Raw genomic sequence first — 26348 nt, forward strand, 5'->3', positions numbered from 1 at the left:
TGGCCGACGGACTTTATCTGAAAGACTCCCAAGGTCGCCCAGACGAAACGGGGTGGAAACGAGCCGAAGTAATGATGACGGTGAATGACCACATCTGTTTCCTGCTCTTCCTGTTAGGAGGCTTAACCGATGCGCCAACTGACCGCACTCGACGCGCAGTTCCTTCACGCCGAATCGGCCACCACCGCGGCCCACGTCGCGGGAGTGGCGATCCTCGATCCGGCCTGCGCTCCCACGGGTGCCGTCACGCGGGAGGCCCTGATCGGGCTGCTCCGCGAGCGGCTGCATCTCGCGCCGGCACTGAGCCTGCGCCTCGCCGGTGTGCCGTTCGGCCTCGACCATCCGTACTGGACGGAGGTCCCCGGCCTCGACGTCGCCGACCACGTCTACGAGGTGACCCTCCCCATGCCGGGCGACGAGGCCCAGCTCGCCGAGGAGGTCGCCATCATCCACGAGCGGCGCCTGGACCGGAGCCGCCCGCTCTGGGAGATGCATCTCATCCAGGGCCTGGCCGGCGGCCGGACCGCCCTCTACGCCAAGGTCCATCACTGCGCCATCGACGGGGTGTCGGGCGCGGAGACGCTGGCCGCCCTGCTGGACCTCACGCCCGAACCACGCGTCGTCGAGCCGTCCCCGCCCTCTCCGGAGACCAGCGCCCCAGGCCTGGTCACCATGCTCGCCGGGGCCGTGACCCGCACCGTGACCCAGCCCGCCAGAGCGCTGCGCTCGCTGGGCCGCATGGTGGCCGACCTCGACGCGATCCCGGTGGCCGCGGCGCTGCCGGGCGCCCGGATGATGGCCGCCGCCACCCGGATGCTCTCGGGGCAGCCCGTGGAACTGCCGGAGATGCCCTCTCTGTCCGCCCCGCGCACGCCGTTCAACGGCCCGATCGGCGCCGAACGACGCTTCTCCTACGGGTCCATCTCACTCGCGGACGTCAAGCGGATCGCCAGGTCCTCCGGGAGCAGCGTCAACGACGTGGTCATGACACTGTGCTCCTCGGCGCTGCGCTCCTGGCTGCGTGAGCACGACGCGCTGCCCGACCAGCCGCTGATCGCCGCGGTCCCGGTCGCGGTCCGTACGGCGAGCGCCCTGGACGTGGTCGGCAACCAGCTCTCCGTCATGATCACCCCGATGCCGACCGATCTGGCCTGCCCCCTCGATCGCCTGCGGGTCATGGGGCAGACGATGCGCACGGCCAAGCGGCGGTTCGCCGGCTCCCCCGCCACCTGGCTGAGCGAGCTGTCCTCGGTGCTGCCCACGGCGGTCACCGCGCTAGCGACCTCCACGGTCTTCCGGCTGGCCTCGATCGTGCTGCCACCGATCAACCTGATCATCTCGAACGTGCCGGGACCGCAGCTCCCGCTGTACCTGTGCGGCGCCCGGGTGCTCGGCTACTACCCCATGTCGGTGCTGACCGACGTGAGCGGCGGGGTCAACATCACCTGTTTCTCCTACGACGGCTCGCTGGATTTCGGCATCCTCTCCTGCCCGGACCGGATGAAGGACGTCTGGCGGCTGATGGGCTACCTGCAGGACGCCATGGACGAGCTGATGGAAGTGGTGGAGCCGGCCGGGGCGGAACCGGTCCCGGTCCCGGTCAAGCAACAGGTCCCGGGCCTGCCGACGGGACCCGCCGACCCTCTTCCGGCCATGGAGATGATCGCGGTCTGAGCACCGGCCTCACCCGGGGCCCGGTCTCACCCCAGGGCGTGGGCGATCAGTTCGGCGACCGCGTCGGGATCGATGTGGTGCCCGGTGAGCTGGCAGAGGTTCTCCTGGTAGAGCAGCACCGCGGCGAAGGTGACCGCCGCCACCTCCAGCCGGGCGGCGTCGCCGCGTGGGGTCGGCAGCGCCAGCTCCAGGGCGAACCGGGCCCGCTGGATGATCTCCCCGTTCAGGCGGCCTAGCCGGTCCCTGACCGAGCCGTGCGTGTCGGCCTCGCGGAAGAGGATGCGGCGCATCGCCGGAGAGGCGCTGAGCGGCAGTCGCCTGGCCAGACGGGACAGGGTGCCCGCCGCGTCGCCGGGGACGGCCTCGACCTCCGGCGACTCCTCAACGAGCGTGCGCTCGTCGATCAGCGCCACCAGCACGTCGATCTTCCGGGGAAAGTAGTGGAAGACGAGCCCCTTGGGCACGTCGGCCAGCCGGGCGATCTCCGAGGTGGGGGTCGCCTCGTAGCCACCCCCGGCGAACAGCTCTTCGGCCGCGTCGAGAATGCGCGTGCGCGCGCCGGGGTCCGAGGCGTCGCGCGTGCGCCTGGAGGACCTGCCGGAGCGCGGTCTGAGGCTGCTCACGGCTTGACCATAGACCCGGACGTGGCCGGATTTCCATGCCGCCGGGGAGAGACCACCGTACGCGTGCCGTACGGAAACGGGTGCCGTACAGGGGCAGAGGCCGTACGGAAACGGGGGCCGTCCGGAAGGCCGGTGCGGTGCGGAAACGGGGGCCGCGCAGAAGGCCGCCGCCCTGTGAAAACGGGTGCCGTACGGAGGGCAGGTGAGGTGCGGAAACGGGGGCCGACGGAACCTCGGCCATCCTTGCTGACACGGCGTGCGACAACGCTTCGACGATCAACGACGGTGCCGGGGAAACACATGATTGCCCAAGAAATAGAGTGATGGTCATGAGTATTTCTGAGCTGAACCTCTTCCCGCTCTGCCTGGGCGGCAACGTATTCGGCTGGACCGCGGACCGCGACGCGTCCTTCGCCGTGTTGGACGCCTACGCCGAGGCGGGAGGCAACTTCATCGACACCGCCGACACCTACACCTCCATGGTCCCCGGAAACGTCGGCGGGGAGTCTGAGACGATCATCGGTGAATGGATGGCCTCGCGGGGCAACCGCGACCGGATCGTGCTGGCGACCAAGGTCGGCTCACTGCCCACCCGTCCCGGACTGTCGGCGGCCAACATCCGCGAGGCCGTCGAGGACTCGCTGCGGCGTCTGCGGACTGACCACATCGACCTGTACTGGGCGCACATCGACGACCGCGAGACGCCTCTGGCGGAGACCCTGGGTGCGTTCGACGCGCTGGTCGACGAGGGCAAGGTCCGCAACATCGGCGCCTCGAACTACAACGCCGAGCGGCTGACGGAGGCGCTGGCGATCTCCGAGCGGGACGGCCTGGCGAAGTACGGTGTGCTCCAGCAGCACTACAACCTGCTGGAGCGGGAGTACGAGGGTGCGCTACGCGAGGCGGTCACGGCCGGAGGGCTGACCAGCACGCCGTACTTCGGTCTGGCCCGCGGCTTCCTGACCGGCAAGTATCAGCCGGGGGTCGAGGTCGACAGCCCCCGCGCGGGTAAGGCGGCGGAATATCTGAAGACCGAGCGCGGTCCGCGCGTGCTCGACGCCCTGGGCAAGGTGGCCGCCGCACACGGCGTCGCCATGGCCACCGTCGCGCTCGCCTGGCTGGCCGCCCAGCCCACGGTGGCCGCGCCGATCGCCAGTGCCCGCAACGTCGAGCAGCTCCGGCCGCTGCTCGCGGTCGCCGACCTGACCCTGTCCGAGGACGAGCTGGCCCTGCTGGACACGGCCTCCCGGTAAGGCGAATCACGACGCGGGGCCCGCCAGAGCAGAGTGAGGCGGGCCCCGCGCCGGAACGAGGTACGGCATCCTCTGCCGAAACAGGTGCGGCACCCCCTGCCGGTCCCGACGGCGAACGGGACTTCCCGCAGAAAAAGATCATTCTCCGGCGAGAGCCATGACGGGATGATTTCCGGTTCATTACCGGATGACTGCGAACTTTACTTCACTTTGAAGTTTTCTGTGGTGTTATGGCATGTTGTAACCCATCTGGGGGTAATTCGCCTAGTTTGCTGGGCCTGCTCGCTGCGAGTATCACCGCCATACCCCCTCTGTACAGCGCTGATCGCAGGAAGGCCCATGCCGTTGAGCATCACCGAGAAGCCCGAGGCTCTGACAGACGGTGTCAACCGCCTCCGCAAAAACGCCGTAGGGCTCGTCAGCGTCATCTTCATGGCGGTCGCCACCGCCGCCCCCATCACCGCGATGACCGGCAACGTCCCGATAGCCCTCGGTTTCGGTAACGGCCTGGGCGTCCCCGCCGGCTATTTGGTCGCGACCATCGTGCTCACCGTCTTCTCCGTGGGCTACGTGGCGATGGCCAAGCACATCACCTCCGCCGGCGCGTTCTACGGTTACATCTCCCACGGCCTCGGCCAGGTCGTCGGCATGGTGGCCGGCCTCCTGGCGACCATGGCATACGTGATCTTCGAAGCCTCGATCATCGGTTTCTTCGCCTACTCGGCCAACGGCACCTTCAAGAGCCTGGCCGGGGTGGACATCCACTGGCTGTGGTTCGCCCTTCTCGGCCTGGCTCTCAACGCGGCCCTGACCTACTTCGACATCAACCTGACCGCCAAGGTCCTGGGCGTCTTCCTGATCACCGAGATCCTCATGCTCGCCCTGACCGCCACCGTCACCCTGTTCCACGGTGGCGGGCCCGACGGTCTCATGGCCGAGACGCTCAACCCGGTCAGGGCGTTCCAGACCACCGGGCTGGCGGCCGGCGCCGTCGGTCTCGGGCTGTTCATGTGCTTCTGGTCCTGGGTCGGCTTCGAGTCCACCGCGATGTACGGCGAGGAGTCCCGCGACCCCAAGAGCATCATCCCGAAGGCCACGCTGGTCTCCGTGGTCGGCATCGGCCTGTTCTACACCTTCGTCTCCTGGATGACCGTCGCCGCCAACGGCGTGAAGGCCCCCGAGATCGCCGCCAAGGAGTTCGCCGGGGTCTTCTTCAACCCCACCGGGCAACTGGTCGGCGCCTGGGCCGTCGACCTCTTCAAGATCCTCATCCTGACCGGCTCGTTCGCCTGCTCGATGGCCTTCCACAACTGCGCCTCGCGCTACCTGTACGCCATCGGCCGCGAGAACCTCATCCCCGGCACCCGCAGGACCCTGGGCGCCACCCACCCCAGGCACGGCTCCCCCCACATCGCCGGATTCGTCCAGACCGTGATCTCCGTGATCATCGTCTTCGCGTTCTTCTTCGCCGGGATGGACCCCTACCTGCACATCTACACCCTGCTCGCGGTGCTCGGCACGCTGGCGATCCTCATCGTCCAGACCCTCTGCTCGTTCTCCGTCGTCGGATACTTCCACGTCAGGAAGAAGCACCCCGAGACCGCCTCCTGGTGGCGCACCCTGCTGGCCCCGCTCGCCGGCGGCCTGGCCATGATCTACGTCGTCTTCCTGCTCTTTCAGAACCAGGAGGCCGCCGCCGGTGAAGCCTCCAAGTCCGCGTTCTTCACGCTGATCCCCTGGATCGTGCTCTGCCTGGCCCTGCTGGGAGCCGGACTCGCCCTCTACCTCAAAGCCACCAATCCCGCCAAATACGCGATCATCGGCCGGATCGTGCTCGAGGACACCGTCGAACGCGACTGAGCCCCTCCGAGACGTACGGCGACGCCCCGTACATACGAATGGGAGCGGCCGGCAGCAGTGCTGCCGGCCGCTCCCATTCTCTGTCTGGACGATCGCGTGGCTCGTGAACGAGCCACGCGATCAGCCGGACGTGGCTAGTGCTCCGTCGCCTTCTCGGCACCGACGCCGGTGAGCGAGCGGACCTCGATCTCGGCGTACTTGGCCGCGTTGTACTCCTTGCTGAGCCGCGTGCCGATGTATCCGGCGAGGAAGCCCAGCGGGATCGAGACGATGCCCGGGTTGCTCAGCGGGAACCAGGCGAAGTTCGCGTCCGGGATCAGGGAGGTCGCGGTGCCCGACATGACCGGCGAGAAGATCACCAGGAACAGCGCGGAGCCGAGGCCGCCGTAGATGGCCGAGACCGCGCCGACGGTGTTGAACCGCTTCCAGAACAGGCTGTAGAGGATCGCGGGCAGGTTGCCGGAGGCGGCCACCGCGAAGGCCAGCGCGACCAGGAAGGCCACGTTCTGTCCCTGCGCGAGGATGCCGAGCCCGATGGCGACCGCGCCGATGACAAAGGCGGAGATCCGGGCGACCAGGATCTCCTCCTTGTCGGTGACGTTGCCGCGCTTGAACACGTGGGCGTACATGTCGTGGGCGAAGGACGAGCTCGACGCCAGCGTCAGGCCCGCGACGACCGCCAGGATCGTGGCGAACGCCACCGCCGCGATGACGGCCAGCAGGATCGTGCCGCCCACGCTTCCGAAGATGGCATTGCCGATCGCCTCGGCGAGCATCGGGGCTGCTGTGTTGCCCGCCTTGTCCTGCGCCAAGATCGCCTTGCCGCCGACCAGCGCCGCCGCGCCGAAGCCGAGCACGAGGGTGAGCAGGTAGAAGACGCCGATGATGCCGATGCCCCACAGGACCGACTTGCGGGCTTCCCTCGCGGTGGGAACGGTGTAGAAGCGGATCAGGATGTGCGGCAGGCCGGCGGTGCCGAGCACCAGCGCCAGGCCCAGGCTGATCAGGTCGATCTTGCCCGCGAGGCCCTGCGCCTCGGTGCCGTACTTCAGGCCCGGGATGAGGAACTGGTCGGCCTTACCGCTCTTCGCGGCGGCATCACCGAGAAGTGCCGAGAGGTTGAAGCCGTAGTGGCCGAGCACCAGCAGCGTGATCAGGGTCGCGCCGCCCATGAGCAGCACGGCCTTGACGATCTGCACCCAGGTGGTGCCCTTCATGCCGCCGACGACCACGTAGACGATCATCAGCACGCCGACGCCGACGATCGTGAGCGCCTTGCCCGTCGGCGAGGTGACGCCGAGCAGCAGGCCGACCAGCGCGCCCGCGCCGACCATCTGCGCCAGCAAGTAGAAGATCGACACGGTGATCGTGGACACGCCCGCCGCGGTGCGGACCGGGCGCGGGCTCATCCGGAAGGCCAGCACGTCGGCCATGGTGAACTTGCCGGAGTTACGCATCAGCTCGGCGACCAGGAGCAGCGCGATCAGCCAGGCGACCAGGAAGCCGATCGAGTACAGGAAGCCGTCGTATCCCGACAGGGCGATGATTCCGGCGATGCCCAGGAAGCTCGCGGCCGACATGTAGTCGCCGCCGATGGCGAGGCCGTTCTGCGCACCGCTGAAGGACCGGCCGCCGGCGTAGTAGTCGGTGGCGTCCTTGGTGTTGCGGCTCGCCCAGAAGGTGATGCCCAGCGTCACCGCGACGAACACCAGGAACAGGATCGTGGAGAGTGTCTGGTGGCTCATCAGATCTTCCCCTCGACTTCGTGGCGGATCTCGTCGGCCAGCGGGTCGAGTTTCCTCTCGGCGAACCGGGAGTAGGCCCAGGCGATCCCGAACGTCGACACGAACTGGAGCAGTCCGAGGACCAGCGCCACGTTGATGTTGCCGAGCACCTTGATGGCCATGAAGTCACGCGCGAAGCCGGACAACACCACGTACAGGAGGTACCAGGTGAAGAACGCAATGGTCATCGGGAATGTCCAGGCCCGTAGGCGCCGCCTCAGCTCTTGGAACTTCTCACTTGCTTGAACCTCTTCATATACCGATGAATCATGTTGCCTGGCGGTCACGAGACCTCCCACGAATGTGATCTGGATCACGGCAAACGTAGGAGGGGACGCTACCGGAGAGGAGCCCCTGGAGCGGTCCGTTCGCCCAGCCGCTGCCAAGTGGCGGTCAGTTGAACATGCCCTGCGGTGAAAGGTCCGTATAGCGCGATGAGCGGTTCTTCAACCGGGGCATCCAACCCGGAAACCGCTGATCCATTACATCAGGAGGACCGTGGCCGCCAGTCGCCGCGGTCGAGGTTGAGGGTCTCGGGGGTGTGCAGGCGCACCATCGTGCGGGCCACGCCCGCCGGGATCCGGGCCGGGGTAAGGAGCGAGACCACGATCATGACGGCGAAGGCGATCGGCACCGTCCACGCGGCGGGCTGAGCCAGCAGGGCGCCGACCAGGCCGGTGTGCGGCTCTCCGACGATCGTCATCAGGACCGCGCAGCAGGCCAGGCCGCCGCCGACGAGCAGCCCGGCCATGGCCCCCGTGGAGGTCAGCCGCCGCCACCAGATGCCCAGCACCAGCAGCGGGCAGAAGGAGGAGGCGGCCACCGCGAAGGCCAGACCCACCACGTCGGCGACGGGCAGCGAGCGGGCCAGGACGGCCAGGCCCAGGGGCACGATCACGGCCAGCACCGCCGCCGCCCTGAACGAGCGCACCCCTCCCTTGAGGATGTCCTGCCCGATGACCCCCGCGACGGAGACCGTGAGCCCGGAGGAGGTGGACAGGAACGCCGCGAACGCCCCTGCCGTCACCAGCGCCGTCAGCAGGTCGCCGAGCACCCCGCCGATCAACCGTCCGGGCAGCGTGAGCACCACCGTGTCGCTGCCCACCAGCTCGGGGAGGTAGATCCGGCCCAGCGCGCCGTAGATGGCGGGCAGCAGGTAGAAGGCGCCGAGCAGCGACAGGACCACCAGCGTCGTACGGCGTGCGGCCTGGCCGTCGGGGTTGGTGTAGAAGCGGACCAGCACGTGCGGCAGCCCCATGGTGCCCAGAAACGTCGCCAGGATCAGTGAGTAGGTCGAGTAGAGGCTGTACTCCTTGCCGCTGGCCAGCGGCAGCGCCCAGGTGACCGTGTCGTGCGCGCTCAGCCCCGGCGCGCCGTCGGCCTGCCAGGCCAGCAGCAGGAACACCACCGGAACGGCCAGCGCGGTCAGTTTGAGCCAGTACTGGAAGGCCTGCACGAAGGTGATCGACCGCATGCCGCCGGACATCACGTTCACCGCGACCACGGCGGCCACCAGCAGCCCTCCGGCCCAATCGGGAGCACCGGTGATGGCCTGCAGCACCAGGCCCGCGCTCTGGAACTGCGGCATCAGATACAGCCAGCCGATCAGCACGACCAGCACGCCCGCCATCCGGCGCACGGCCATCGACTCCAGCCGCGCCTCGGCGAAATCGGGCAGCGTGTAGGCGCCCGAGCGGCGCAGCGGCGCGGAGACCAGGACGAGCAGCACCAGGTAGCCGCCGGTCCAGCCGACCGGCAGCCAGAGCATGTCGGCGCCGTAGGTGAGGATCAGTCCGGCGATGCCCAGGAAGCTCGCGGCCGACAGGTATTCGCCGCCGATGGCGGAGGCGTTCCACAGCGGGGAGACCGTACGGGAGGCGACGTAGAAGTCAGAGGTGGTCCGCGACAGCCGGATGCCGAACCCGCCGATCAGCACCGCGGCCAGTGCCACCAGCACCACCGCCGTCACGCCGTACGCGGTGCTCATCGGGCCCGGTCCACCAGTTCGGCGAAGTGGCGCTCGTTCCGTTCCGCCTGCCGGACGTAGAGCCAGGCACCGATCACGAACGCCGGATAGATCAGACCGGCGAGCACCGCCCACGGCAGGGGAATGCCGGCCAGCTGGACCTCGCGCAGTTCCGGCACGAGCAGGAACAGCAGCGGCAGGCCGCAGACCACGCAGCCGAGCACCGTGCAGACGAACAGCGCCAGCCGGAGCTGGGTACGGATCAGCGAGCGCATGTAGACCTCACCCAGGTGGGTCTGCTCGTCGATCTCACGGGTCACCGGATAGCGGGGGTGGCGGGGCGCCATGGTGCGGGGGCTGGTCACCACCTCGCGGCGCGGCCGCTCGGTCTCCTTACGCGTCCCGGACTCCTTGCGCGTCCCGAACTCCCTGCGCACCCCGAACTCCCTGCGCGGCCGCTCGGTCTCCTTTCGCGATCGATCGGAGTCCTTACGTGGCCGATCCGGCTCCTTGCGCGGCCGGTCGGAATCCTTGCGCGGCCGCTCCACCGCCCAGGTGAGCCGGTCGGCTATCCACCGCCGCGGCTCCGCCCCATCGCGCGGCTCGGCTTCCTGGCTCATTCGGCGTCCTCGCTCATACGGCCACCCGGCTGCCTTCCACCCGTACGGCCCTCCGCCCACGCAGCCACCCGGCTCACACGGCCTTCAGATTCATGCGGACCGGCCCTTGCGGGCCCGGCGGACCAGCAGGTCGCGCAGCTCCCGGGTGTGGCGGCGGCTGACCGGGATCTCGGTCTCGCCGATGCGGACCACGCAGCGGCCCGAGTCGATGTGCAGCTCGTCGATGTGCTTGACCGCGACCAGGTGGCTGCGGTGCACCCGGACGAACCCGGCCGAGGACCAGCGCTCCTCCAGCGTGGCCAGCGAGATGCGCACCAGGTGGCTGCCGCCCGCGGTGTGCAGGCGGGCGTAGTCGCCCTGCGCCTCGACGTAGCGGACCTCGGTGCTGACCACGAACCGGGTGACGCCGCCGAGCTCGACCGGGATGGTGTCGGGGTCGGTACGGCCCACGGCGTCGCTCTCCGGAAGCTCCGCCGAGACGCACACCCGCCGGATGGCCTCGGCCAGCCGCTCCGGCCGGACCGGCTTGAGCAGGTAGTCCTCGGCCTTGATCTCGAAGGCGTCCACCGCGTGCTCCTCGTAGGCGGTCACGAAGACCACCCGGGGTGGGTTGGCGAACTGCGACAGCAGCCTGCCGAGCACCACCCCGTCCAGGCCACGCATCCGGATGTCGAGGAAGACCGCGTCGATCGGCCGCCCGTCGGCGATCGCCCGATCCAGGACGCGCAACGCGGCGGCCCCGTCCCTGGCCAAGGAGACCTCACCGATACGAGGGTCGTCCCGCAGCAGGTAGGCCAGGTCCTCCAACGCGGGGAGCTCATCATCCACCGCCAGGACGCGCAGGCCGGTCACGGTTGCTCCTCCAGGTCGTTCGCATCGGAATTTCTAGAGGGTGATGAATAAGGGCATCGCGTGTCAACTGTCCCAGATTCGCCAGGGCTGTCCAGCGGTGGCGAATCGCGGACGTCAAGGCGGAAGCGGGCCCTCCGAGCCCTCCGAGCCCTCCGAACTCTGCGAACTCTGCGAACTCTGCGAACTCAAAGATCGTGAAGCCGTTTCACACAGGAAAACTCCCCGCGGTCCCTCCGCGATGTACCAGCCATACTTAGCGGGGCGGACCGTATGGCGCAATGTCAGCGGGCGGAGACCCCGGGGTGATACTTCGGCAGGCGGACGCTGACCTTGGTGCCCGCACCCTTGCCCGTCTCGGCCACCAGACCATACTCATCGCCGTAGACCTGACGCAGCCGCTCGTCCACGTTGACCAGTCCCACTCCCCCGGCTCCCGAACGCTCGTCGGCGTCGCCGGCCAGGATCCGGCGCAGGCGCTCCGGCTCCATGCCGACGCCGTCGTCCTCCACGCTGATCCGGCACTCGGCACCGGCGTCCTCGGCGATGATCGAGATACGGCCGACCCCGAGCTTGCTCTCCAGCCCGTGCTGGACCGCGTTCTCCACCAGCGGCTGCAGGCACAGGAACGGCACCGCGACCGCGAGCACCTCGGGAGCGATCCGCAACGTCACCTGGAGCTGGTCACCGAAGCGGGCACGTTCCAGGGTGAGGTAGCGGTCGATGGAACGCAGTTCCTCGGCCAGCGTGGTGAACTCTCCGTGCCGCCGGAAGGAGTAGCGGGTGAAGTCGGCGAACTCCAGCAACAGCTCGCGCGAGCGGTCGGGATCCGAGCGGACGAAGCTGGCGATCGTCGTCAGCGAGTTGTAGATGAAGTGCGGGGAGATCTGCGCCCGCAGCGCCCGGACCTCGGCCTCCATCAGCCGCGTCCTGGATCGATCCAGCTCGGCCAGTTCCAGCTGCGAGTCAACCCAGTTCGCCACCTCGTGGGTGGCCCTGACCAGACCGGCCGAGGCGTGCCCGCCGTAGGCGGCGAGCGAGCCGACCACCCGGCCATCGGTGATGAGCGGCACCACGACGGCGAACCTGATCGGGCACTCGGGAAGCTCGCACGAGACGACCTCGGGACCGAGGACCCGGGTACGTCCTCCGGCGAGGGTCTTGGCGGCGTGCGCGAACGCCTCGCGGGCGTGGTGGTCACCCTCGCCGTCGTAGACCAGCAACCGCTCCTCGTCGGTGATCGCCAGCGCCGGGGAGCCGAGCAACTCACGCAGGTGCCGGGATGCCTTCTGGGTGCCCGCTTCGGTCAGCCCGGCCCGCAGCGGCGGCGCGGCGAGGGAGGCGGTGTGCAGCGTCTCGAACGTGGCGCGCTCGGCCGGGCTGCTGCCCAGCTCGCGCCGACCGCGCAGCACCCGCCACAGCACCAGGGCCGGAACACCGACCAGGGCGGCGATCAACAGCACTGCGACGACTGGTTCCACGTCCGGACCTTATCTGTCCAGGTTCGCCGGTGCCTATCAGATCACTCATCGTTCCTCTGCCCACTGCCACGGTTCATTCCTCAGACCACTCACCGTGCGGTTGGCGACCGGTCCACCTTCTCGGGGATGGCACGGACCTCCGCTTCCAACTCCTCGACAATTCGCTGGACAAGCGTCCGGAGTCGGCTGCGTCGCCCGGCCAGCTCCGCGGTGAATGCCCGCGCTGTCGGCCCCACCCAGACCGCTTTCCCTGTGAACGAGGCATGGGCAGGATCCAACGCCGTCTCCAGTCGCGCCGCATGCGCCCGCACCTGCGTCAGCGCCCGCTGCAGTTCTTCCCGCCGGGGATTGGCGACCATGTCCTTCGGCCCGGGAACCATCCGGCCCACCTTCCGTCTCGGTGTTCTTCCGGTATGACATGCGCGCTCCCCCGGAGATTATGAGATCGTGCGCTCAGTCGGCCAGTGCTTCGAAGGAGATTCGATGCCCTACTTCACCCACCGGTTTCCCGTAAGGCTTGGTATGGCACTCCTACTGACCGCTATGACCCTGACCGCCTGCGGTGGAGGCGAAAAGAAACCCACCGCCGCCGAAGCGGGCACGACCCTCAAAACGCACATACTAGAACTTCTCAAAGAAGTGAATGCTCAGAATATAAAGATCATCGACTCGGGTGGAAAGAAAATCCCCTGCGGGGAAGAAAAAATCAAATACACCTTCGCAGCGACCGGCCAGGATACCGCTCCACAGACGAAGCCCACAGCGCTGAACGCTCAGTTGCTGGGCGCGCTGAACGAGTTCGCGGACTACAAGATGACCAACCCTGAAAGTACGGCACTACGAGCAGTCAACGAATCCACGAGAACCTCCATCGAGTTCGGCTCGAATAAGAATGGGCAGTATGTGGTACGGGGCGAAACCGAGTGCCTCAGTCAGTCGTGAGCTTGCTGACATAAAGTTTGGGGCGCTGGAAAGCGAACCCTTTGCTTCCATCGAAATTCCGTGCTTGACGACGGCTCAGCTGCCCAGAAACGAGCTCATCCGAAGTTCCCATACCATTGTTAATGAACCATTGCTCCAAGACCGCCATGCCCGCATTGCCCTGTTTGACGATGTCATCGAAAGGGCGCAGGCTTCCGTTCGCGTCAGCGATACTCGAAGCGGTTGGAGGCACTTTGGGAGTGAAGCCCTGCTTTGCGAGGAGGTGAGCTACCTCATACTGGCGGCCCAGCGTTTCGGTGCCGTCAAGTTCGAGCATCTTTGCCGCTTTCTCCTCCGGTTGGGAGCCATAGGTATCCAAGGCAGCTTTTCCCGTGGAGATTGCAGTCCAGGTGCGAGCATAGATGGACAGAGGCGGGAAAAGCCCGGCAACACCCATAAAAGCGCCGACCAGAAAGTCCTCCGCGTCCTTGGCGCTCTCGGCTGCCTCGTCCTGAGGTTTGAGCACTCGCACCGCGGCGGCCAGTTCGAACCCGCGCACGTTTCCGAGCACGGTGAACAGGTCGTCCAGGGCAGTGACGTCTTTTGTGCTCTTAACCTGTCGGGAGGCCTCTGGAAGCAGCCGCTCGGTCAGCCGGCCCATGCCGTCCTGGAACGGGACCCGAGTTTCGTTGGCTCCAGCGAAGGTGGTCAGGAAACGGAAGGTGTCCTCAGGGCTGAGCCGGAATGCGCCGCGCAGTCCCGCGACAATGGTCGGCTCGAAAAACCCGGGCGTGGGATACAGGCCACTGTCCTTGGTCATGTCCACGGCCCCGATGTCCGCGCCCAAGGTGATCTCCGGAGCGTACGAACCGGCTATCTCCGACAGGTGGAGACGAGTGGCGTCACCCAGCTTCAGGTCATCCATCGTGGTCATCAGGGTGTAGGTGAAGAACACCGCCTCTGGGCTGTGCTCACCCTGTTTCTCGTCATAGGCGCCGGATGCCGCCGCCAGTAGTCGCCCGAACCCCGCCGCGGTTTCCTTGGTCCCCCTGCTGCGCTCATTGAGCGATTCGAGAAACCTCGCCAATTTCGGCCCGGAGTCCCACGGCTGCGGAAGGCCGGACAGCAGTCCGAAAGGCAGCTTGGCAGATGCCGGGACCGGACCGATGCCGGAGGCCGCACCGATCGCCAGTCGGGCCGCCGCGGGGTTCTCGCCCAGAAGGTTGAGCAGCGTGGCCAGGCTCCTACCGCGTACTCGGCTTCCGGCGGCCAGCACCGGTGCTGCCATCCCGGCCAGCCACTCGGTCGGGTAAGCACCGGGACGCAGCAGGTCGACGACCCCGTCCAGGTCGTTCTCCTTGGCCTCTTGCATCGCCCGCATGATCCCGGCGAATCCCGCGACCTTTGCCCCACCCCTGAGTGCCGTGGCGAACGCCCTACGGGCGACGTCGACCGAATTTTCGGCGTCGGCGAGACGGCGCAGCTCGGTGGTAAGTGTGCGGGTGTCCGCAGGGCCGAGGGCGGCGAAGAAGGCCGCGGTGAAGTTCGAGTCGTGCTGGTGGGCCTTCAGCTCGCCGACGAGCGCGGCCATCCGGTCGGAGGCGTAGGGGCCGAGGAGGGAGAACTCGTCGAGGTCGATGCCGGCGAAGCGTTTACCCAGATCTGAGCCCTGTTTCTGGGCCTCCGCCGGAGCGAGCAGAGCGCTCTCCTGATAGCCGGTCAGGCCGCCCCCGAGCAGCACGGCGGGCGCGGACGTGATGGTCTCCACGCGCTGCCGGAGCCGCGGAAGCTGCTCCTCGGCCCAGCCACCGATCTCCCTGACCGGAGCGAGGCCGGCGGCGGGCAGATCCACGGCCGCAAGCTCCCTGCGGATCGCCTCGGTGTGCTCGGCGATCACCTGCCCGGCCTGTTCCAGGTCGGTGATGAAACCTTGCATGAGCGCGGGATCGATCCCGTTGAACTCAGGTGCGAGTGGCCCGGTTCCCGGTGCCACCGCGGGCATGTCCCCCACGTTCCCACCACCTCCGGCAATCATCATGACCGGGCGTGGCTCCCTGCCGCCATCCCGACGGCTCAACCGATGTCGAGTGCTCCGCGGACGCGGCGGGCATAGGACTCGGCTTCGGTGGAGTCGTCGTATTTTGTCCGGGGCCAGAAGAAACCGCGCAGGCCGTCCTTGCGGTTGCGGGGAACGACGTGAACGTGAAGGTGCGGGACGCTCTGGCTGATCCGGTTGTTCATCGCGACGAATGTGCCGCCCACCTCCAGACCTTGCTCGACGGCGGCGGCGACGGCCTGGACCCGTTCGAAGAACGGACCGACCATCGGCACCGGGAGGTCCGAGAGTGTCTCGACGTGAACCAGAGGGGCCACGAGGACATGCCCCTTGAAAACCGGTCGCGTGTCCAGGAAGGCCACGCCCACGTCGTCGGAGAACACGATGTGGGCCGGAATCTCACCGGCCGCGATGGCGCAGAACACACACTCTCCATCTGGCATCACGCCAGGATAGGAGACGACGGGCGCCCACCATCGCGTCAGGACAAGGAACGGCGGGCGCCTGGCACCGCGTCAGGCCGAAGATCACGAGTGCCTGACGGTGCGGGCCGGGTCACCATCCGACCTTGGCGGCACCCGATATGAGGGATCTGGCGATGACCATCCGCTGGATGTCGTTGGTGCCCTCGCCGATGGCCATCAGGGGAGCGTCACGGTAGAGGCGTTCGACGACGAACTCCTGGGAGTAGCCGTAGCCACCGTGGATCCGCATGGCCTCCAGGGTGGCGCGCAGCGCGACCTCCGACGCGAAGTACTTGGCCATCGCGGCCTCGGAGTTCACCGCGCCGGCCTCCGAGCGGGTCGCCGCCCAGTAGGTGAGCAACCGGGCCGCCTGGATGTCGGTGGCCATGTCGGCGATCTTGAGCTGGATGGCCTGGAAGTCGGCGATCGGCTGGCCGAAGGCGTGACGCTCGCGCGAGTAGCTCAGCGCGGCGTCGTATGCACACTGGGAGACGCCGACCGCGCGGGCGGCGATGTTGATCCGGCCCAGCTCCATGGCCGACAACGCCTGCTGCATGCCCCTGCCCTCGACCCCGCCGAGCAGCTGGGACACCGGGACGCGGACGTCCTCCAGCACGATCTCGCAGGTCTCGGTGCCCTTGTAGCCGAGCTTGGGCAGATCGCGGCTGACCGTGTAGCCCGGGGTTCCGGCCTCGACCAGGATCAAGGACATGCCGCGGTGCGCGGGTTCGGTGACGGAGGTCTTGACCAGGACCGGCATCGGGTCGGCGTAGCGGGCGTTGGTGATCCACGTCTTGGCGCCGTTGATCACGTAGTGGTCGCCGTCGCGGACCGCCCGGGTCTGGATGCCCTGCAGGTCGGTGCCCGCCGCGGGCTCGGTCAGCGCGATGCCGGTACGGCGGGCGCCGGTGGCCAGGTCCGGCAGGTATGCCTTCTTCTGCTCCTCCGTACCGTGCTGGGCGATCATCCAGGAGGCCAGCGAGTGCGAGCCCAGCACTCCGGCCACTCCCATCCAGCCGCGCGCGATCTCCTCGAAGACCAGGGCGAACGACACCCGGTCCAGCGCCAGCCCGCCGTACTCCTCGGGAATCGTCAGCCCGAACAGCCCCATTTCCTTGAACCGTTCGACGATCTCGGTAGGATAGCGGCCGGTCCGTTCCCACTCCGGGGCGACCGGCACGATCTCCTTGTCGACGAACTCCCGCAGGGTACGGCGGAACAGCTGCTGGTCTTCGTTCAGCTCGAAATCCATCAGGGCGTCCTCATGTTGTCATCGGGCCCGTCTTGGCCTGCGGGAAGTAGTTCTTGTCGTGCGGGGCGTCACGGCGGTAGACCATCACCGCGCGACGCCAGGACATGACCTCGTCGCCGTCCTGGTTGAGGCCCCGGGTCCGGCAGGTGACGATCCCGGCGTAGGGGCGCGACTTCGACTCCCGCTTGTCCAGCACGATCGACTCGGCGTACAGGGTGTCACCCAGGAACACCGGGTGGGTCAGCTTGATCTCGTCCCAGCCGAGGTTCATCATCGCGTTCTGGCTGACGTCGATGACCGAGATGCCCAGCACGATCGCCACGGTCAGCCCGGAGTTGACGATGATCTTCCCGACCGGGGCGCGTTCGGCGAAGTGGGCGTTGAAGTGGTTCTGGTTGGTGTTCATCGTCAGGAGGCTGAACCAGGTGTTGTCGGCCTCGCTGATCGTGCGGCCGAGCGGATGCCGGTAGACATCGCCGACGACAAAATCCTCGTAGTACCGGCCAAGGCCGGGTTCGTGCACGGTCACGTCTCTCCCTGAGCGATGAGGCCTCGACGCTAGTCATCCGGTGTTTCGCCGGTCAATGGCCAACCTGGTCATTTCTTCCCATATATCGCCATATGCACCAAAAGTCCCGAGTACGGTGCCGGTCAACGTGAGCCGGGGTGCCGCTTCCTGAAAGCGGTCCAGCTGGTCTCGTTGGGCTCCGACCAGTCCTCGGGAGCGTGGGCGAAGGCGGGGTCGTAGGCGGCGACGTGTTCGCGGAAACGGTCGGGGACCTCGTCCCAGCCGCCGAGCTTGGCGCCCCGGCAGTGGTAGACCAGCGCCCCCGGCCGGGCGCCCAGTTCCATCCAGGGCAGCCACGGCGACACCCTGGTCCAGGAGAGCGTGCACGGCACCGAGGCGGCATCGGACGCCAGCTCGGACGCCGGGACGAAAAACTGGAACAACTCCATCGCCCGGTAGGTGTCCCCGGCCGAGTGGTCGGGGAACTCGGCGGCCGGAAGCGGGGACGGGTACGCCAGGAGCACGTCCACGTTGAACACCACCTGATCGCCGATCTGGACGCGGGGGGCGCGGAAGGGACCGAAGCGGCCCTGTTCCTGCCAGCGCTGGTTGGCGGGGTCGTTCCAGACGTGCATGACCTCGGCCTCGCCGCCGGTGAGCGGGTTGTTCCAGGTCTGGAGGATCTCGCGGGTACGGGGGTCGAGATAGGCGGCGGCCTCGCGGGTCAGCAGTTCGTAGCCGCCCGGCACGGCGCGAGCCCGCCCGACGTTGACCCCCTCAAAACCGAACAGGTGCCGCGGCCCGTCGTCGGGCTGCCAGCCGTACACGTCGCCCGTCCACCAGACCACGGTCTCGGTCCCGTCCGCGCAGGCCCGGACCCGGATGAGGTCGCGCAGATCGTCGGCCGGGCTGCCCGAGGGATAGTCGATCATGTCCACCGTCCTGTCACGAGGGGCGTGAGGGTCGCACGAGGCACGAGCCGCCACAGAGCTGACCCGATCGTTCCATGCCGAGGTGGTGGACATCCGGCCGGACGACGACCTCCGGCAGCGGGTCGCCTGACGCACGGACCCGTCCGCACGCATTCACTCACGTTCGCGGAGGGTCGTGATCATGAGACCGGAGGGATCGGGAGCCGGGCGTGATCCTGGGGAAGGCGACCCCGTTCGCGGAAGATCATGGACCGAAGCGGGACGCGACCCTCAGGGCAGGCGCCCGCGCAGGAAGGTCGCCGCGATCTCGACCACCCGCTTGGCCTGGAACTCCATGGCCGCCAGCTGCACCTCACCGGGCGGAACCGTGCCGTTCTGGGAGGTGTGGCTGGTGCCGTACGGGTTGCCGGCCTGGAACTGGACGGGGTCGGCGTAGCCGGGGGGCACGATGATCGAGCCCCAGTGGTAGAAAATATTGTTCATCGCGAGGATCGTGCTCTCCTGCCCGCCGTGCGGGGTCGAGGTCGCGGTGAACGACGACGCGATCTTGTTGATCAGCAGGCCCTGGGCCCACAGGGGGCCGGTGGTGTCGATGAACTGCTTCATCTGGGCGGTGGGCGTGCCGTACCTGGTGGGGGTGCCGAACAGGAACGCGTCGGCCCACGTCAGATCCTCCTTCGAGGCCTCGACGATGTGCTGGGTGGCGGCGGAGTGAGCGGCCCAGCCCTCGTTGGAGGCGATCGCCTCGTCGGGTGCGAGCTCCCTCACCTTGCGAAGGCGAACCTGCGCGCCGGCCTTCTCCGCGGCGCTGGCGGCGGCCTTGGCCAGCGCGAAAACCGTGCCCGTGGCCGAGTAGTAGATGACGGCGACGTTGACCACTGGTTCGTCCATCGTTTTCGTACCCCCTGGCTCGTTCCGCTGAGACGTGCCCTGCGACCCCGGGAGCCACCCCCTCCGTCCCGCAAAGACTTCTCCATGGGGAGGCAACGTGGCAGGTTCACGGGTGGCCAACCGCTCGCCGCCGGGTCGGCGGCTAGCATTCACGCTGATCGACGTCCCGAGATACCGAGGAGAAGCCCGGTGAACCTGGTCCCCTACGACGAGTGGCGTGCGAGCGCCCTCGACCCCGCCTTCAGCGAGTGGCTGCGGTCGGGGGCCGAACCCGAGTGGACCGCGGTGGTCAGTCATCCGTTCGCCGCGTCGATCACTCGGGGCGACGTTCCCGACGATGACATGCGCCGCTATCTGATCCAGGATTTCCAGTTCGTGGACTCCTTCACCGCCCTGCTCGGCGCGGCGGTGGCCAGCGCCGACAGCTTCGAGTCACGGGTACCGTTCGGCCGGTTCCTGGGCGAGACCGCCACGACGGAGGAGAAGACCTACTTCCACCGCGCGCTCGACGCCCTCGGCGCCATCCCCGCCGATCTGGCCTCGCCCGACCTTGAACCGGTGACGGCCGACTTCCGCGCCCTGATGGACGAGGCCAGGACCAGCCTGGACTACCCGATCATCCTGGCGGTGCTGTGCGTGGCGGAGTGGAGCTATCTCGGCTGGGCGAGCCGAGCCGAGCAGCCCCTGCCGGAGAACTTCGTCCACCGCGAGTGGATCAACCTGCACGAGGGCCCGGTGTTCCGCGCCTGGGTGGCCTTCCTCTGCGGTGAGCTCGACCGCCTGGGCCCCGAGCTCGACGAGAACGGACGACTGCGCGTGCTTGACGTCTTCCGCCGCGCCGTACGGCTGGAACTGCGCTTCTTCGACATGGCCGCCGGCCTCTGACGCTCTCCCCTCCGTTCGCCGGCGGCTGCCGGGCGCGGCTCAGGCCCGGTTCCCCGGAGGGTTCAGGTCCGGTTCTCCCTGAGGTACGGGTCGGGGCCGGGGCGGTAGACGCCTTCGGAGCCGACCTGGGCGGCGCGGACCTCCTCCTCCGGGGCGTAGAGGCGGATCTGGACGCCGTCCGGGTCGGCGAAGCCCATGGCGTGCCCGGAGGAGGCCTTGATGATCGGGCCGTGCGGGATACCGAGGTCGTCAAGGTGGGCGACCCAGTCACCCAGGCCTTCCAGGGTGACCTCCATGGCGAAGGGATCCGCTCCGGAGAGGGCCTTGGCCAGGTCGGGGTTCTCGCGCAGGGCGATCTGGAAGCCGGCGCCCGGGACCGTGAAGCTCATGCCCCTGACCACGCCGTCATCGTCTTCGAAGCTGATGTGGTGTTCCAGCCCGAGGACCCGTTCGTACCAGGAACGGCTTCTGGCCAGGTCGCTCACCCAGATCTTGAGGTGGTGGACACCGATCACTTCGGCCTGCATTTTGTCTCCCTCACCTGTTTTACGGCTCTCTCAAGAGTCCACCGTTGTGGTAACGGCTTTGGCGAAACGGTGGTTGCAGAACTTCTCCTGCGACGTCTTGCGGCTGTAGTGCCGTGCGAACTCGGCCTCGTTGAGCCCCTCGAAGCTGTCCACGCCGAGCTTGGCCACTGCTACTCCCCCGGCCTTGGGAGCGAGGCGGGCGGTGAAGACGATTTTCCCCTGGCGCGGAATCTGGCCGTGGCGCGGAACCTGACCGGCGGTGTCACACCAGACGCCGTCGGAATACCTGCGGCAGGGAATGGTCGCGAGCTTCTTGCCGGTGGCGTCGAAGAACGTCGCCTTGCTGGGCGTCTGGGCGCCCTTGGGGAATCGGCCGCCCACCCAGAAGGCCCCCCAGTACGGGGCGAAGGAGGGCGTCCAGGTCATGGAGTAGTTCAGGACATAGGTGACCCGCCCGCCCGGATGGGCGTGGGGCGTGGCCCTGACCGCCACATCGATGTCGATCAAGGGACGACCCTGGCACTTCTTGACGGCGGCGCTGGTGCAGGTGGCCTGGGCCTGCGCCGGCGGGGACAGGGCGGCCCCGATGAGGGCCAGGCCTGCGGCGAGACCGAGAACACGGCGCACGAGACCTCCTGTTTGTTCTTCCCAAGAACATCTGCCCAAGAACGCTACATCCGCTCCGGGGCCCGTGCGGGCAGATCCACATAGTCAGGTCCGCGGGCGGAATCCAGCCGAGCAGGCCCGTGAAGGGGGTCCGGGCGGGCGGAGAGGAGGGGGTCCGCCACCCACCCGGAACCGGTCAGATTACCCCGGCAGACCTGAGTTTGGCTCGCTTCCCGGCCAGGGATGGTGCTCAATCGCCGCTCTTACCCGCGAGAGACACCACCCAGCCGCCGTTTTCCCTCACAAGGAACGGCGCTCAGCGGCCGTCTCCCCTCACAAGAGACGGCGCTCAACCACCGCTCTTACGCATGAGGGACCGCACTCGGCCGCCGTCCTTGGCGACGGGACACGAGGGGAGGCCGCCCCCGAGAATCGGGAGCGGCCCTCACCAAAGCCCCGCACCTACTTCTTCTTGCCGCGCCTCAGGACGCGGAAGACGATCAGGGCGAGTGCCGCCACCGCCGCGATGGTCGCAACGGGACGCTTGCCCGCCTCGGCGCTGACCTTCCCCGCCGCGTCCTTGATCTCGACGGGGGTCACCTCCTTGACCCGGCCCACCATCTCGGGAGCCGCTTCCCTCATCCGGCTCACCATCTCGGGAGCCGCCTCCTTGACCCGGCCGACCATCTCGGGGGCCGCCTCCTTCATCCGGCCCACCATCTCGGGAGCCGCCTCCTTCATCCGGCCCACCATCTCGGGAGCCGCCTCCTTCATCCGGCCCACCATCTCGGTGGCGGTGTCGGCGGTGGCCGCCCCCATACGGCGCAGATCGTCGCCCACATGAGCGGCGGTCTCCTGAACACGGCCCTTCACATCGGTCTTGTGCACCAAAGCCTCCACGGTGTCGCCCAGCTCACGCCGGGCATTCTCGATATCCCGTCGTACGGATTCCTTGCTCGTCTTCTCGTTCTCGGTGCCCGGCTTCCCCGTGCTCGTGTCACCGGGGGTCGCGTTCTCGACCAGCCGAGGGGTTCCGTCACGTTCGGCCGCCGGAACGCCGAGGTCCTCTGCCGGCGTTCCGTCCGACTTGGCCTGCGGAACGTTGTCCGCCCTGGCCTGCGGGACGTTGTCCGGCTTGGTCTGCGGAACGTTGAGCGATCCGCTCTCCTCCGGTGCCAGGGGTTCGCCGATCTCCTGCCTGCGAGCCCCGGTGGTCCCGGCGTCCGCGGGCTTCCGGTCGGGCCGGTCCGGGTCGGTCTCGGTCATCGGTGTGCCCTCTCCTTCACCGCGTCGATGTCGTGCTTGACGCTCGCGATGGTCCGTTCGGGGGTCGGAGGGGCCGCCTCGGTCACCTGACGCTTGCCGAGGACTCCGAGAATCGCGGCCAGAACCAGCAACACCACACCCACGACCGCCGCGGCTCCCCACGCGGGCATGACCCGGGCGAGAAGCAGGATCACCGCGGCCACTATGGACCCGCCTCCGAACAGGGCCACAACCCCCGCACCACCGAACAATCCCGCACCGATACCCGCGTGCTTACCCTTTTCCGCGAGTTCCAGCTTGGCCAACTGGAGCTCGTCCCGGATAAGGCGCGAGACCTGTTCTGACATCTGCCGGATCAGCTCGCCCGTCGGCAGCGACTCCTTGGGACCGTTGGACATTGGCGTTCCTCCTCCCTACCTAAGAAGGCGCCTACCCGCTCCCGCCATGGCAAACCTCTGCTCGGTGGCAACTCATGCGCCGTCGCGGGGCATAGATCAAGCACTTGCTCGGCTGTCGTGACACGCGATTCGCCGTCACACGCGGTTTATCGGCAACCCGAGGTGGAGACCCCTGCGGTGAGATACTCGGAGAACCACTCCTCGTGGCCGGACCCGCCGGGCTGCCCGGGTTCCGCCCCGCGGCGTTCCGCCGACGGCTCCGAGGCGCCGGGCATCTCACGCGCTTCTCGGGCCGGAGTACGTCATGATCATAGGTAGTCGCGCGTGTCCGAGTGGCGGAAAAGTAGAGATACGCGTGAGGATAGGACTCTTGCCCTACTTCAGGGGGCGATGGGCACGACCAGAAGGGCGGCGCGCTAGAGATGGCACAGATCGTCGGCGGCGGAAGCCCGGTCAACGACGCCGAGCGACGGGTCATCGCACATCTGCGTGACAACGCCCCGGACGACTGGCTGCTGCTGCACAACATCGAGGTGCCACGTGGCGACGACAGCTTCGAGGTCGATGTGATCGTCCTGACCGGTCACTCGCTCTGCGTCATCGACGTCAAGGGCACACGCGGCCGGATCGAGGTCTCGGGGACGCGCTGGTTCCCCTCCCGGCGGGACGCGTTCGGATCTCCGGTGGCCAAACTCCGTGGCAACGGGCGTGCGCTCAAGGGCCTGCTCATGCAGAAACGCCGCGAGCTGGAGCGGGTCTACGTCGACAGCGTCGTCGTGCTGACCGGCATCGACGCGGAGCTGGTCGATCCGGCCGGTCGTGACTCGCGGCACGTCACCGATCTACCCCACCTGATCGGCATGCTGAGCGACGTCTCCCGGGTCAGGCGCGGCTACACCCCGGACACCAAGCCGTACGGAACCGCGATCATCGAAGCGTTGAACGGCAGCGTGCGACGGTCCACCACGCCGCCGCGGTTCGGCAGCTGGGAGGTGGAGGAACAACTCGGCGGGGACAACCGGGTCACCGAGTATCGGGCGATCAACGCGACGGTCCCGGAGAGCGAGACGGTCCTGCTGCGCGTCTACCGTGCCGACCCGCTGGCCCAGGAAGAGCCACGCGCGGCCGAGCGGCGACTGATCGCCAACTCCTACCAGTCCCTCACCAGGATTCCCCCCCACCCGTGCGTGGTGCGTTCCCGCGACTTCTTCGCGATCGACGACGAGAGCCGGTTCGTACTGGTCCTCGACGACGTGCACGGCCAGGCGCTGCACCTGCACCTCACCGCCTCCCCGCAGACGCTTTCCACCGCGGCCAGGCTCGATGTGGTGGAGGACGTGCTGCTGGGCCTGACCCATGTCCACGCCAACAACGTGATCCATAGGGCGCTCAGTCCCGCCTGCATCCTCGTCACCGAGGAAGGCCGGGCGATGCTGACCGGGTTCGACTACGCCAAGCCGGGCCCTCGCGTGCACACCGTGGCCAACGAGCTGCCCAACGTCCTCGACACCCACTACGCGGCCCCCGAATGCCAGGCCATGCCCGAACGGATGACCACCGCCTCCGACGTGTACGCGGCCGGGGTGATCGCCTTCCAGCTGCTGACCGGCCGTCTTCCCTCGGGTTCCGAGGCCGGGTCCGTCAGCGTCGACGCGCCCGCCGAGATCATGGACCTGCTGCGGCGCATGCGCGACCCTCTGCCGGCCAGGCGCCCCGGCGCGGCAGAGGCGCTTGACGACCTGCGGCGGGCGCGGCGGCGGCGCGGGCCGGACTTCCGCGAGCCGGAGGGCCATGTCCCGGGCGCCCTCGTGCGGAACGGCTCCGCACCCGGCGGCCCCGCACCTGCCGGCCACCCGTCCAACAGCCCCGTACTCGACGGCCGCACGTCCAACGATCCCGTATCTGACGGCCGCATGCCCGGCAACCTCGTACCCGGCGGCTCCGCGCCCGACGGTCGCACGCCCGGCGGCCCTGCGCACGACGTCCGGCCCCTCAACGGTCCCGCGCAGAACGGCCGGACACCCGGCAGGCCCGCACCCGGCAGCCGCATGCCCGGCAACCCCGCACCCGGCGGCCCCACGTTCAACGGCCCCGCACCCGACGGTCACGCGCTCAGCGGCCCCGCACCCGACGGTCACGCGCTCAGCGGCCCTGCGTTCGACGGCCCCGCGGACGGCGGTGGCGTGCCGGGACGGGAGCCGATGCTCTTCGAGAGGCTCCGGGAAAGATTCCGCCGTATGTCCGGCAGGCAGCCGTGAAGGCGAGGTTCACGGGCGACGGGCGGCCCTGCTCGCCGGCGAGCAGAGCTGAGGGCCGTACTCGCCGGGAGCGGGTCAGTTGTGGGTCCGGCCTCCGCGGAAGCGGTTCATGAACTGGCGCAGTTTCTGCTGGTTGCGCGGGTCGCTGGCCATCGCCTTGGCCTTCTCCATGTTCCTGCGCCCAGCCGGGGTGCTCAGATAATGCCGGACCTTGTCGATGAGCGATGCCATGGTGTCCTCCATTTATTCGGAACGGACAACTACCCCTGAGCATGCACTCCAATCAAGACCATTAACCGGGGGCTGCGCGCAAACCCGCTCAGGAGTCGACAAAATCGGCCGGGACCATCACCCGCAGGCCGTTGGGGACGGTCCGAATGGTGATGGGAGTCATCAGGCGGACCTCTCCGTCGACGTCGGCGGTCATCGGGGGGTCGGTCTCCAGGTGCATTTCCCGGCCCATGACAAAGGGACCGCCCGCGAGGCTGCGCCAGCGGCCGGTGGTGGCGCGGATCAGCGTCTCCAGCAGCAGGCGCAGGCGCTTGCCCGAGCCGAGCTGGTAGGCGACCAGCCGGCCGTTGTCGATGCTGATGTCCTTGGCGACCTGCCAGCCTCCGTGGAAGCGTCCGTTGGCGATGTTGAGCTGGTGGGTGAGCAGCTCGTGGCGGCGGCCGTCCACGGTGAGGAAGGCGCGGAACGGCTGGTGGCCCGGAAGGATCGTCAGGGCGGTGAGCGGGTAGGCGGCGCGGCCGAGGACGCGCTTCAGCCCGGGTCTGACCTTGCCCGCCACCTCGACGGAGACCCCGAAGCTGGCCAGGTTGGCGAACTCCCGGCCGCCGGCGACCCCCAGGTCGATGTCGGCCACCTTGCCGATGCGGAACACCCGGATCGCCCCCTGCAGGTCGAGCGGGATGCCGAGGCTGCGGGCGAAGTTGTTGGTGGTGCCCAGCGGCAGCACGCCGAGGGCGACGTCGCGGTGGGCGACGTGCTTGACCGCGGCGCTGAGCGTGCCGTCGCCGCCGCCCACGACGAGCAGGTCGGGCTTGGCCTCCAGGGCCGCCTCCAGCGTGTCTCGCAGGCGCTTGGGATCGTCCACGGGGAACAGGCTGATCGGCTCGAAGCCCTCGGCCCTGAGCATGGCGATCGCCTCGGAGTAGCGGTGGCGGCCACGGCGAGAGCGCGTGTTGACGACCACGCAGACTCTGCCCTCGGTCCTGATGGCCTCGGTGTGTCCTGCCTTGCTTCGAAGCTCTCCCACACTGCCCCTATTCGAT

At 68.1% G+C, this 26348-nt stretch carries 26 protein-coding genes; 6 read left to right on the forward strand and 20 right to left on the reverse strand.

What is annotated here, in order from left to right:
* The first annotated feature begins 129 nt into the window (after positions 1-129).
* Positions 130-1674: a WS/DGAT/MGAT family O-acyltransferase gene (locus CHC08_RS10725; RefSeq protein ID WP_089207070.1), complete on the forward strand. Its 1545-nt coding sequence runs from the start codon at positions 130-132 to the stop codon at positions 1672-1674.
* A 26-nt stretch (positions 1675-1700) separates the two neighbouring features.
* Here the strand turns inward: CHC08_RS10725 and CHC08_RS10730 are convergent, their stop codons facing one another.
* Entirely contained in the window at positions 1701-2297 is a 597-nt protein-coding gene (locus CHC08_RS10730; protein ID WP_089207071.1) for a TetR/AcrR family transcriptional regulator, read from the reverse strand.
* A gap of 329 nt (positions 2298-2626) precedes the next feature.
* On the opposite strand from CHC08_RS10730, the gene CHC08_RS10735 reads away from it, so the two are divergent.
* Together CHC08_RS10735 and CHC08_RS10740 are read left to right on the forward strand one after the other, a co-directional pair.
* Positions 2627-3550: an aldo/keto reductase gene (locus CHC08_RS10735; RefSeq protein WP_089207231.1), complete on the forward strand. Its 924-nt coding sequence runs from the start codon at positions 2627-2629 to the stop codon at positions 3548-3550.
* A gap of 339 nt (positions 3551-3889) precedes the next feature.
* Positions 3890-5410, forward strand: coding sequence for an APC family permease (locus CHC08_RS10740; RefSeq protein ID WP_089207072.1), 1521 nt, complete (start codon positions 3890-3892; stop codon positions 5408-5410).
* 134 nt (positions 5411-5544) lie between these two features.
* Here CHC08_RS10740 and CHC08_RS10745 read toward each other — a convergent pair whose 3' ends face one another.
* The 7 genes from CHC08_RS10745 to CHC08_RS10775 form a co-directional block, all read right to left on the reverse strand.
* A complete protein-coding gene (locus CHC08_RS10745; protein WP_089207073.1) occupies positions 5545-7155 on the reverse strand; it encodes a solute symporter family protein in 1611 nt (536 codons plus the stop codon).
* Complete coding sequence (locus CHC08_RS10750) at positions 7155-7511, reverse strand: DUF485 domain-containing protein (protein WP_338055671.1); 357 nt, start codon at positions 7509-7511, stop codon at positions 7155-7157. The genes CHC08_RS10745 and CHC08_RS10750 overlap by 1 nt, the downstream gene beginning before the upstream one ends.
* Before the next feature lie 170 nt (positions 7512-7681).
* The gene (locus CHC08_RS10755) at positions 7682-9181 is read right to left on the reverse strand and encodes a sodium/solute symporter (RefSeq protein WP_089207074.1); all 1500 of its coding nucleotides are present in this window, start codon (positions 9179-9181) and stop codon (positions 7682-7684) included.
* A complete protein-coding gene (locus tag CHC08_RS51430; protein WP_245878255.1) occupies positions 9178-9780 on the reverse strand; it encodes a hypothetical protein in 603 nt (200 codons plus the stop codon). The genes CHC08_RS10755 and CHC08_RS51430 overlap by 4 nt, the downstream gene beginning before the upstream one ends.
* Positions 9781-9870: 90 nt before the next feature.
* Positions 9871-10632 (reverse strand): LytR/AlgR family response regulator transcription factor, encoded by a 762-nt coding sequence (locus tag CHC08_RS10765; RefSeq protein ID WP_089207075.1) that lies wholly within the window; start codon positions 10630-10632, stop codon positions 9871-9873.
* A gap of 281 nt (positions 10633-10913) precedes the next feature.
* Positions 10914-12110, reverse strand: coding sequence for a sensor histidine kinase (locus tag CHC08_RS10770; RefSeq protein WP_089207076.1), 1197 nt, complete (start codon positions 12108-12110; stop codon positions 10914-10916).
* Positions 12111-12199: 89 nt separating this feature from the next.
* On the reverse strand, positions 12200-12490 hold the full coding sequence (locus tag CHC08_RS10775; protein WP_089207077.1) for a hypothetical protein: 291 nt from the start codon (positions 12488-12490) through the stop codon (positions 12200-12202).
* 103 nt (positions 12491-12593) lie between these two features.
* Between CHC08_RS10775 and CHC08_RS48100 the strand changes: the two genes are divergently transcribed.
* Positions 12594-13052: a hypothetical protein gene (locus CHC08_RS48100; RefSeq protein WP_143653161.1), complete on the forward strand. Its 459-nt coding sequence runs from the start codon at positions 12594-12596 to the stop codon at positions 13050-13052.
* Here the strand turns inward: CHC08_RS48100 and CHC08_RS10780 are convergent.
* The 6 genes from CHC08_RS10780 to wrbA all read right to left on the reverse strand — a co-directional run bounded on the left by CHC08_RS10780 (position 13039) and on the right by wrbA (position 19134).
* Complete coding sequence (locus CHC08_RS10780; RefSeq protein ID WP_143653162.1) at positions 13039-15033, reverse strand: hypothetical protein; 1995 nt, start codon at positions 15031-15033, stop codon at positions 13039-13041. The genes CHC08_RS48100 and CHC08_RS10780 overlap by 14 nt on opposite strands.
* 71 nt (positions 15034-15104) lie before the next feature.
* The gene (locus tag CHC08_RS10785; RefSeq protein ID WP_089207079.1) at positions 15105-15530 is read right to left on the reverse strand and encodes an HIT family protein; all 426 of its coding nucleotides are present in this window, start codon (positions 15528-15530) and stop codon (positions 15105-15107) included.
* A gap of 112 nt (positions 15531-15642) precedes the next feature.
* Positions 15643-16803, reverse strand: a complete 1161-nt coding sequence (locus CHC08_RS10790) for an acyl-CoA dehydrogenase family protein (RefSeq protein ID WP_089207080.1) — start codon at positions 16801-16803, stop codon at positions 15643-15645.
* 10 nt (positions 16804-16813) lie between these two features.
* Positions 16814-17332 carry a MaoC family dehydratase gene (locus CHC08_RS10795; RefSeq protein ID WP_089207081.1) on the reverse strand — a complete coding sequence of 173 codons (519 nt, stop codon included), beginning with the start codon at positions 17330-17332 and terminating at the stop codon, positions 16814-16816.
* Positions 17333-17454: 122 nt separating this feature from the next.
* Positions 17455-18243: a DUF1838 family protein gene (locus CHC08_RS10800; protein ID WP_089207082.1), complete on the reverse strand. Its 789-nt coding sequence runs from the start codon at positions 18241-18243 to the stop codon at positions 17455-17457.
* Positions 18244-18513: 270 nt separating this feature from the next.
* Positions 18514-19134 (reverse strand): NAD(P)H:quinone oxidoreductase, encoded by a 621-nt coding sequence (wrbA, locus tag CHC08_RS10805; protein WP_089207083.1) that lies wholly within the window; start codon positions 19132-19134, stop codon positions 18514-18516.
* 189 nt (positions 19135-19323) lie between these two features.
* On the opposite strand from wrbA, the gene CHC08_RS10810 reads away from it, so the two are divergent.
* Positions 19324-20019: a TenA family protein gene (locus CHC08_RS10810; protein ID WP_089207084.1), complete on the forward strand. Its 696-nt coding sequence runs from the start codon at positions 19324-19326 to the stop codon at positions 20017-20019.
* 62 nt (positions 20020-20081) lie between these two features.
* Here CHC08_RS10810 and CHC08_RS10815 read toward each other — a convergent pair whose 3' ends face one another.
* The 4 genes from CHC08_RS10815 to CHC08_RS10830 form a co-directional block, all read right to left on the reverse strand.
* Complete coding sequence (locus tag CHC08_RS10815) at positions 20082-20546, reverse strand: VOC family protein (RefSeq protein ID WP_089207085.1); 465 nt, start codon at positions 20544-20546, stop codon at positions 20082-20084.
* Positions 20547-20576: 30 nt separating this feature from the next.
* Positions 20577-21173, reverse strand: a complete 597-nt coding sequence (locus CHC08_RS10820; RefSeq protein WP_089207086.1) for a hypothetical protein — start codon at positions 21171-21173, stop codon at positions 20577-20579.
* 441 nt (positions 21174-21614) lie between these two features.
* Positions 21615-22418, reverse strand: a complete 804-nt coding sequence (locus CHC08_RS10825) for a DUF3618 domain-containing protein (RefSeq protein ID WP_089207087.1) — start codon at positions 22416-22418, stop codon at positions 21615-21617.
* Entirely contained in the window at positions 22415-22816 is a 402-nt protein-coding gene (locus CHC08_RS10830) for a phage holin family protein (RefSeq protein WP_089207088.1), read from the reverse strand. Before CHC08_RS10830 ends, CHC08_RS10825 begins: the two co-directional genes overlap by 4 nt.
* Positions 22817-23238: 422 nt before the next feature.
* Here CHC08_RS10830 and mads6 point away from each other — a divergent pair, with 422 nt between their 5' ends.
* Entirely contained in the window at positions 23239-25074 is a 1836-nt protein-coding gene (mads6, locus tag CHC08_RS10835; RefSeq protein WP_245878256.1) for a methylation-associated defense system protein kinase MAD6, read from the forward strand.
* 75 nt (positions 25075-25149) lie between these two features.
* Here mads6 and CHC08_RS49440 read toward each other — a convergent pair whose 3' ends face one another.
* Both CHC08_RS49440 and CHC08_RS10840 read right to left on the reverse strand, forming a co-directional pair.
* A complete protein-coding gene (locus CHC08_RS49440) occupies positions 25150-25305 on the reverse strand; it encodes a hypothetical protein (RefSeq protein WP_162641911.1) in 156 nt (51 codons plus the stop codon).
* Positions 25306-25393: 88 nt separating this feature from the next.
* A complete protein-coding gene (locus tag CHC08_RS10840; RefSeq protein WP_089207089.1) occupies positions 25394-26332 on the reverse strand; it encodes a diacylglycerol/lipid kinase family protein in 939 nt (312 codons plus the stop codon).
* Positions 26333-26348: the final 16 nt, after the last annotated feature.

The sequence above is a fragment of the Streptosporangium subroseum genome, assembly GCF_900188345.1.
Classification (GTDB): Bacteria; Actinomycetota; Actinomycetes; order Streptosporangiales; family Streptosporangiaceae; genus Streptosporangium; species Streptosporangium subroseum.

Excerpts from the sequence above, each read along its gene's own strand:
- CHC08_RS10740 (WP_089207072.1), top strand. The coding sequence starts at position 3,890 with ATGCCGTTGAGCATCACCGAGAAGCCCGAGGCTCTGACAGACGGTGTC.
- CHC08_RS10745 (WP_089207073.1), bottom strand. The coding sequence starts at position 7,155 with ATGAGCCACCAGACACTCTCCACGATCCTGTTCCTGGTGTTCGTCGCG.
- CHC08_RS10790 (WP_089207080.1), bottom strand. The coding sequence starts at position 16,803 with ATGGATTTCGAGCTGAACGAAGACCAGCAGCTGTTCCGCCGTACCCTG.
- CHC08_RS10775 (WP_089207077.1), bottom strand. The coding sequence starts at position 12,490 with ATGGTTCCCGGGCCGAAGGACATGGTCGCCAATCCCCGGCGGGAAGAA.
- CHC08_RS10815 (WP_089207085.1), bottom strand. The coding sequence starts at position 20,546 with ATGCAGGCCGAAGTGATCGGTGTCCACCACCTCAAGATCTGGGTGAGC.
- CHC08_RS10735 (WP_089207231.1), top strand. The coding sequence starts at position 2,627 with ATGAGTATTTCTGAGCTGAACCTCTTCCCGCTCTGCCTGGGCGGCAAC.
- wrbA (WP_089207083.1), bottom strand. The coding sequence starts at position 19,134 with ATGGACGAACCAGTGGTCAACGTCGCCGTCATCTACTACTCGGCCACG.
- CHC08_RS10800 (WP_089207082.1), bottom strand. The coding sequence starts at position 18,243 with ATGATCGACTATCCCTCGGGCAGCCCGGCCGACGATCTGCGCGACCTC.
- CHC08_RS10785 (WP_089207079.1), bottom strand. The coding sequence starts at position 15,530 with ATGCCAGATGGAGAGTGTGTGTTCTGCGCCATCGCGGCCGGTGAGATT.
- CHC08_RS10825 (WP_089207087.1), bottom strand. The coding sequence starts at position 22,418 with ATGACCGAGACCGACCCGGACCGGCCCGACCGGAAGCCCGCGGACGCC.
- CHC08_RS48100 (WP_143653161.1), top strand. The coding sequence starts at position 12,594 with ATGCCCTACTTCACCCACCGGTTTCCCGTAAGGCTTGGTATGGCACTC.
- CHC08_RS10780 (WP_143653162.1), bottom strand. The coding sequence starts at position 15,033 with ATGCCCGCGGTGGCACCGGGAACCGGGCCACTCGCACCTGAGTTCAAC.
- CHC08_RS10830 (WP_089207088.1), bottom strand. The coding sequence starts at position 22,816 with ATGTCCAACGGTCCCAAGGAGTCGCTGCCGACGGGCGAGCTGATCCGG.
- mads6 (WP_245878256.1), top strand. The coding sequence starts at position 23,239 with ATGGCACAGATCGTCGGCGGCGGAAGCCCGGTCAACGACGCCGAGCGA.
- CHC08_RS10725 (WP_089207070.1), top strand. The coding sequence starts at position 130 with ATGCGCCAACTGACCGCACTCGACGCGCAGTTCCTTCACGCCGAATCG.
- CHC08_RS49440 (WP_162641911.1), bottom strand. The coding sequence starts at position 25,305 with ATGGCATCGCTCATCGACAAGGTCCGGCATTATCTGAGCACCCCGGCT.
- CHC08_RS51430 (WP_245878255.1), bottom strand. The coding sequence starts at position 9,780 with ATGAGCCAGGAAGCCGAGCCGCGCGATGGGGCGGAGCCGCGGCGGTGG.
- CHC08_RS10755 (WP_089207074.1), bottom strand. The coding sequence starts at position 9,181 with ATGAGCACCGCGTACGGCGTGACGGCGGTGGTGCTGGTGGCACTGGCC.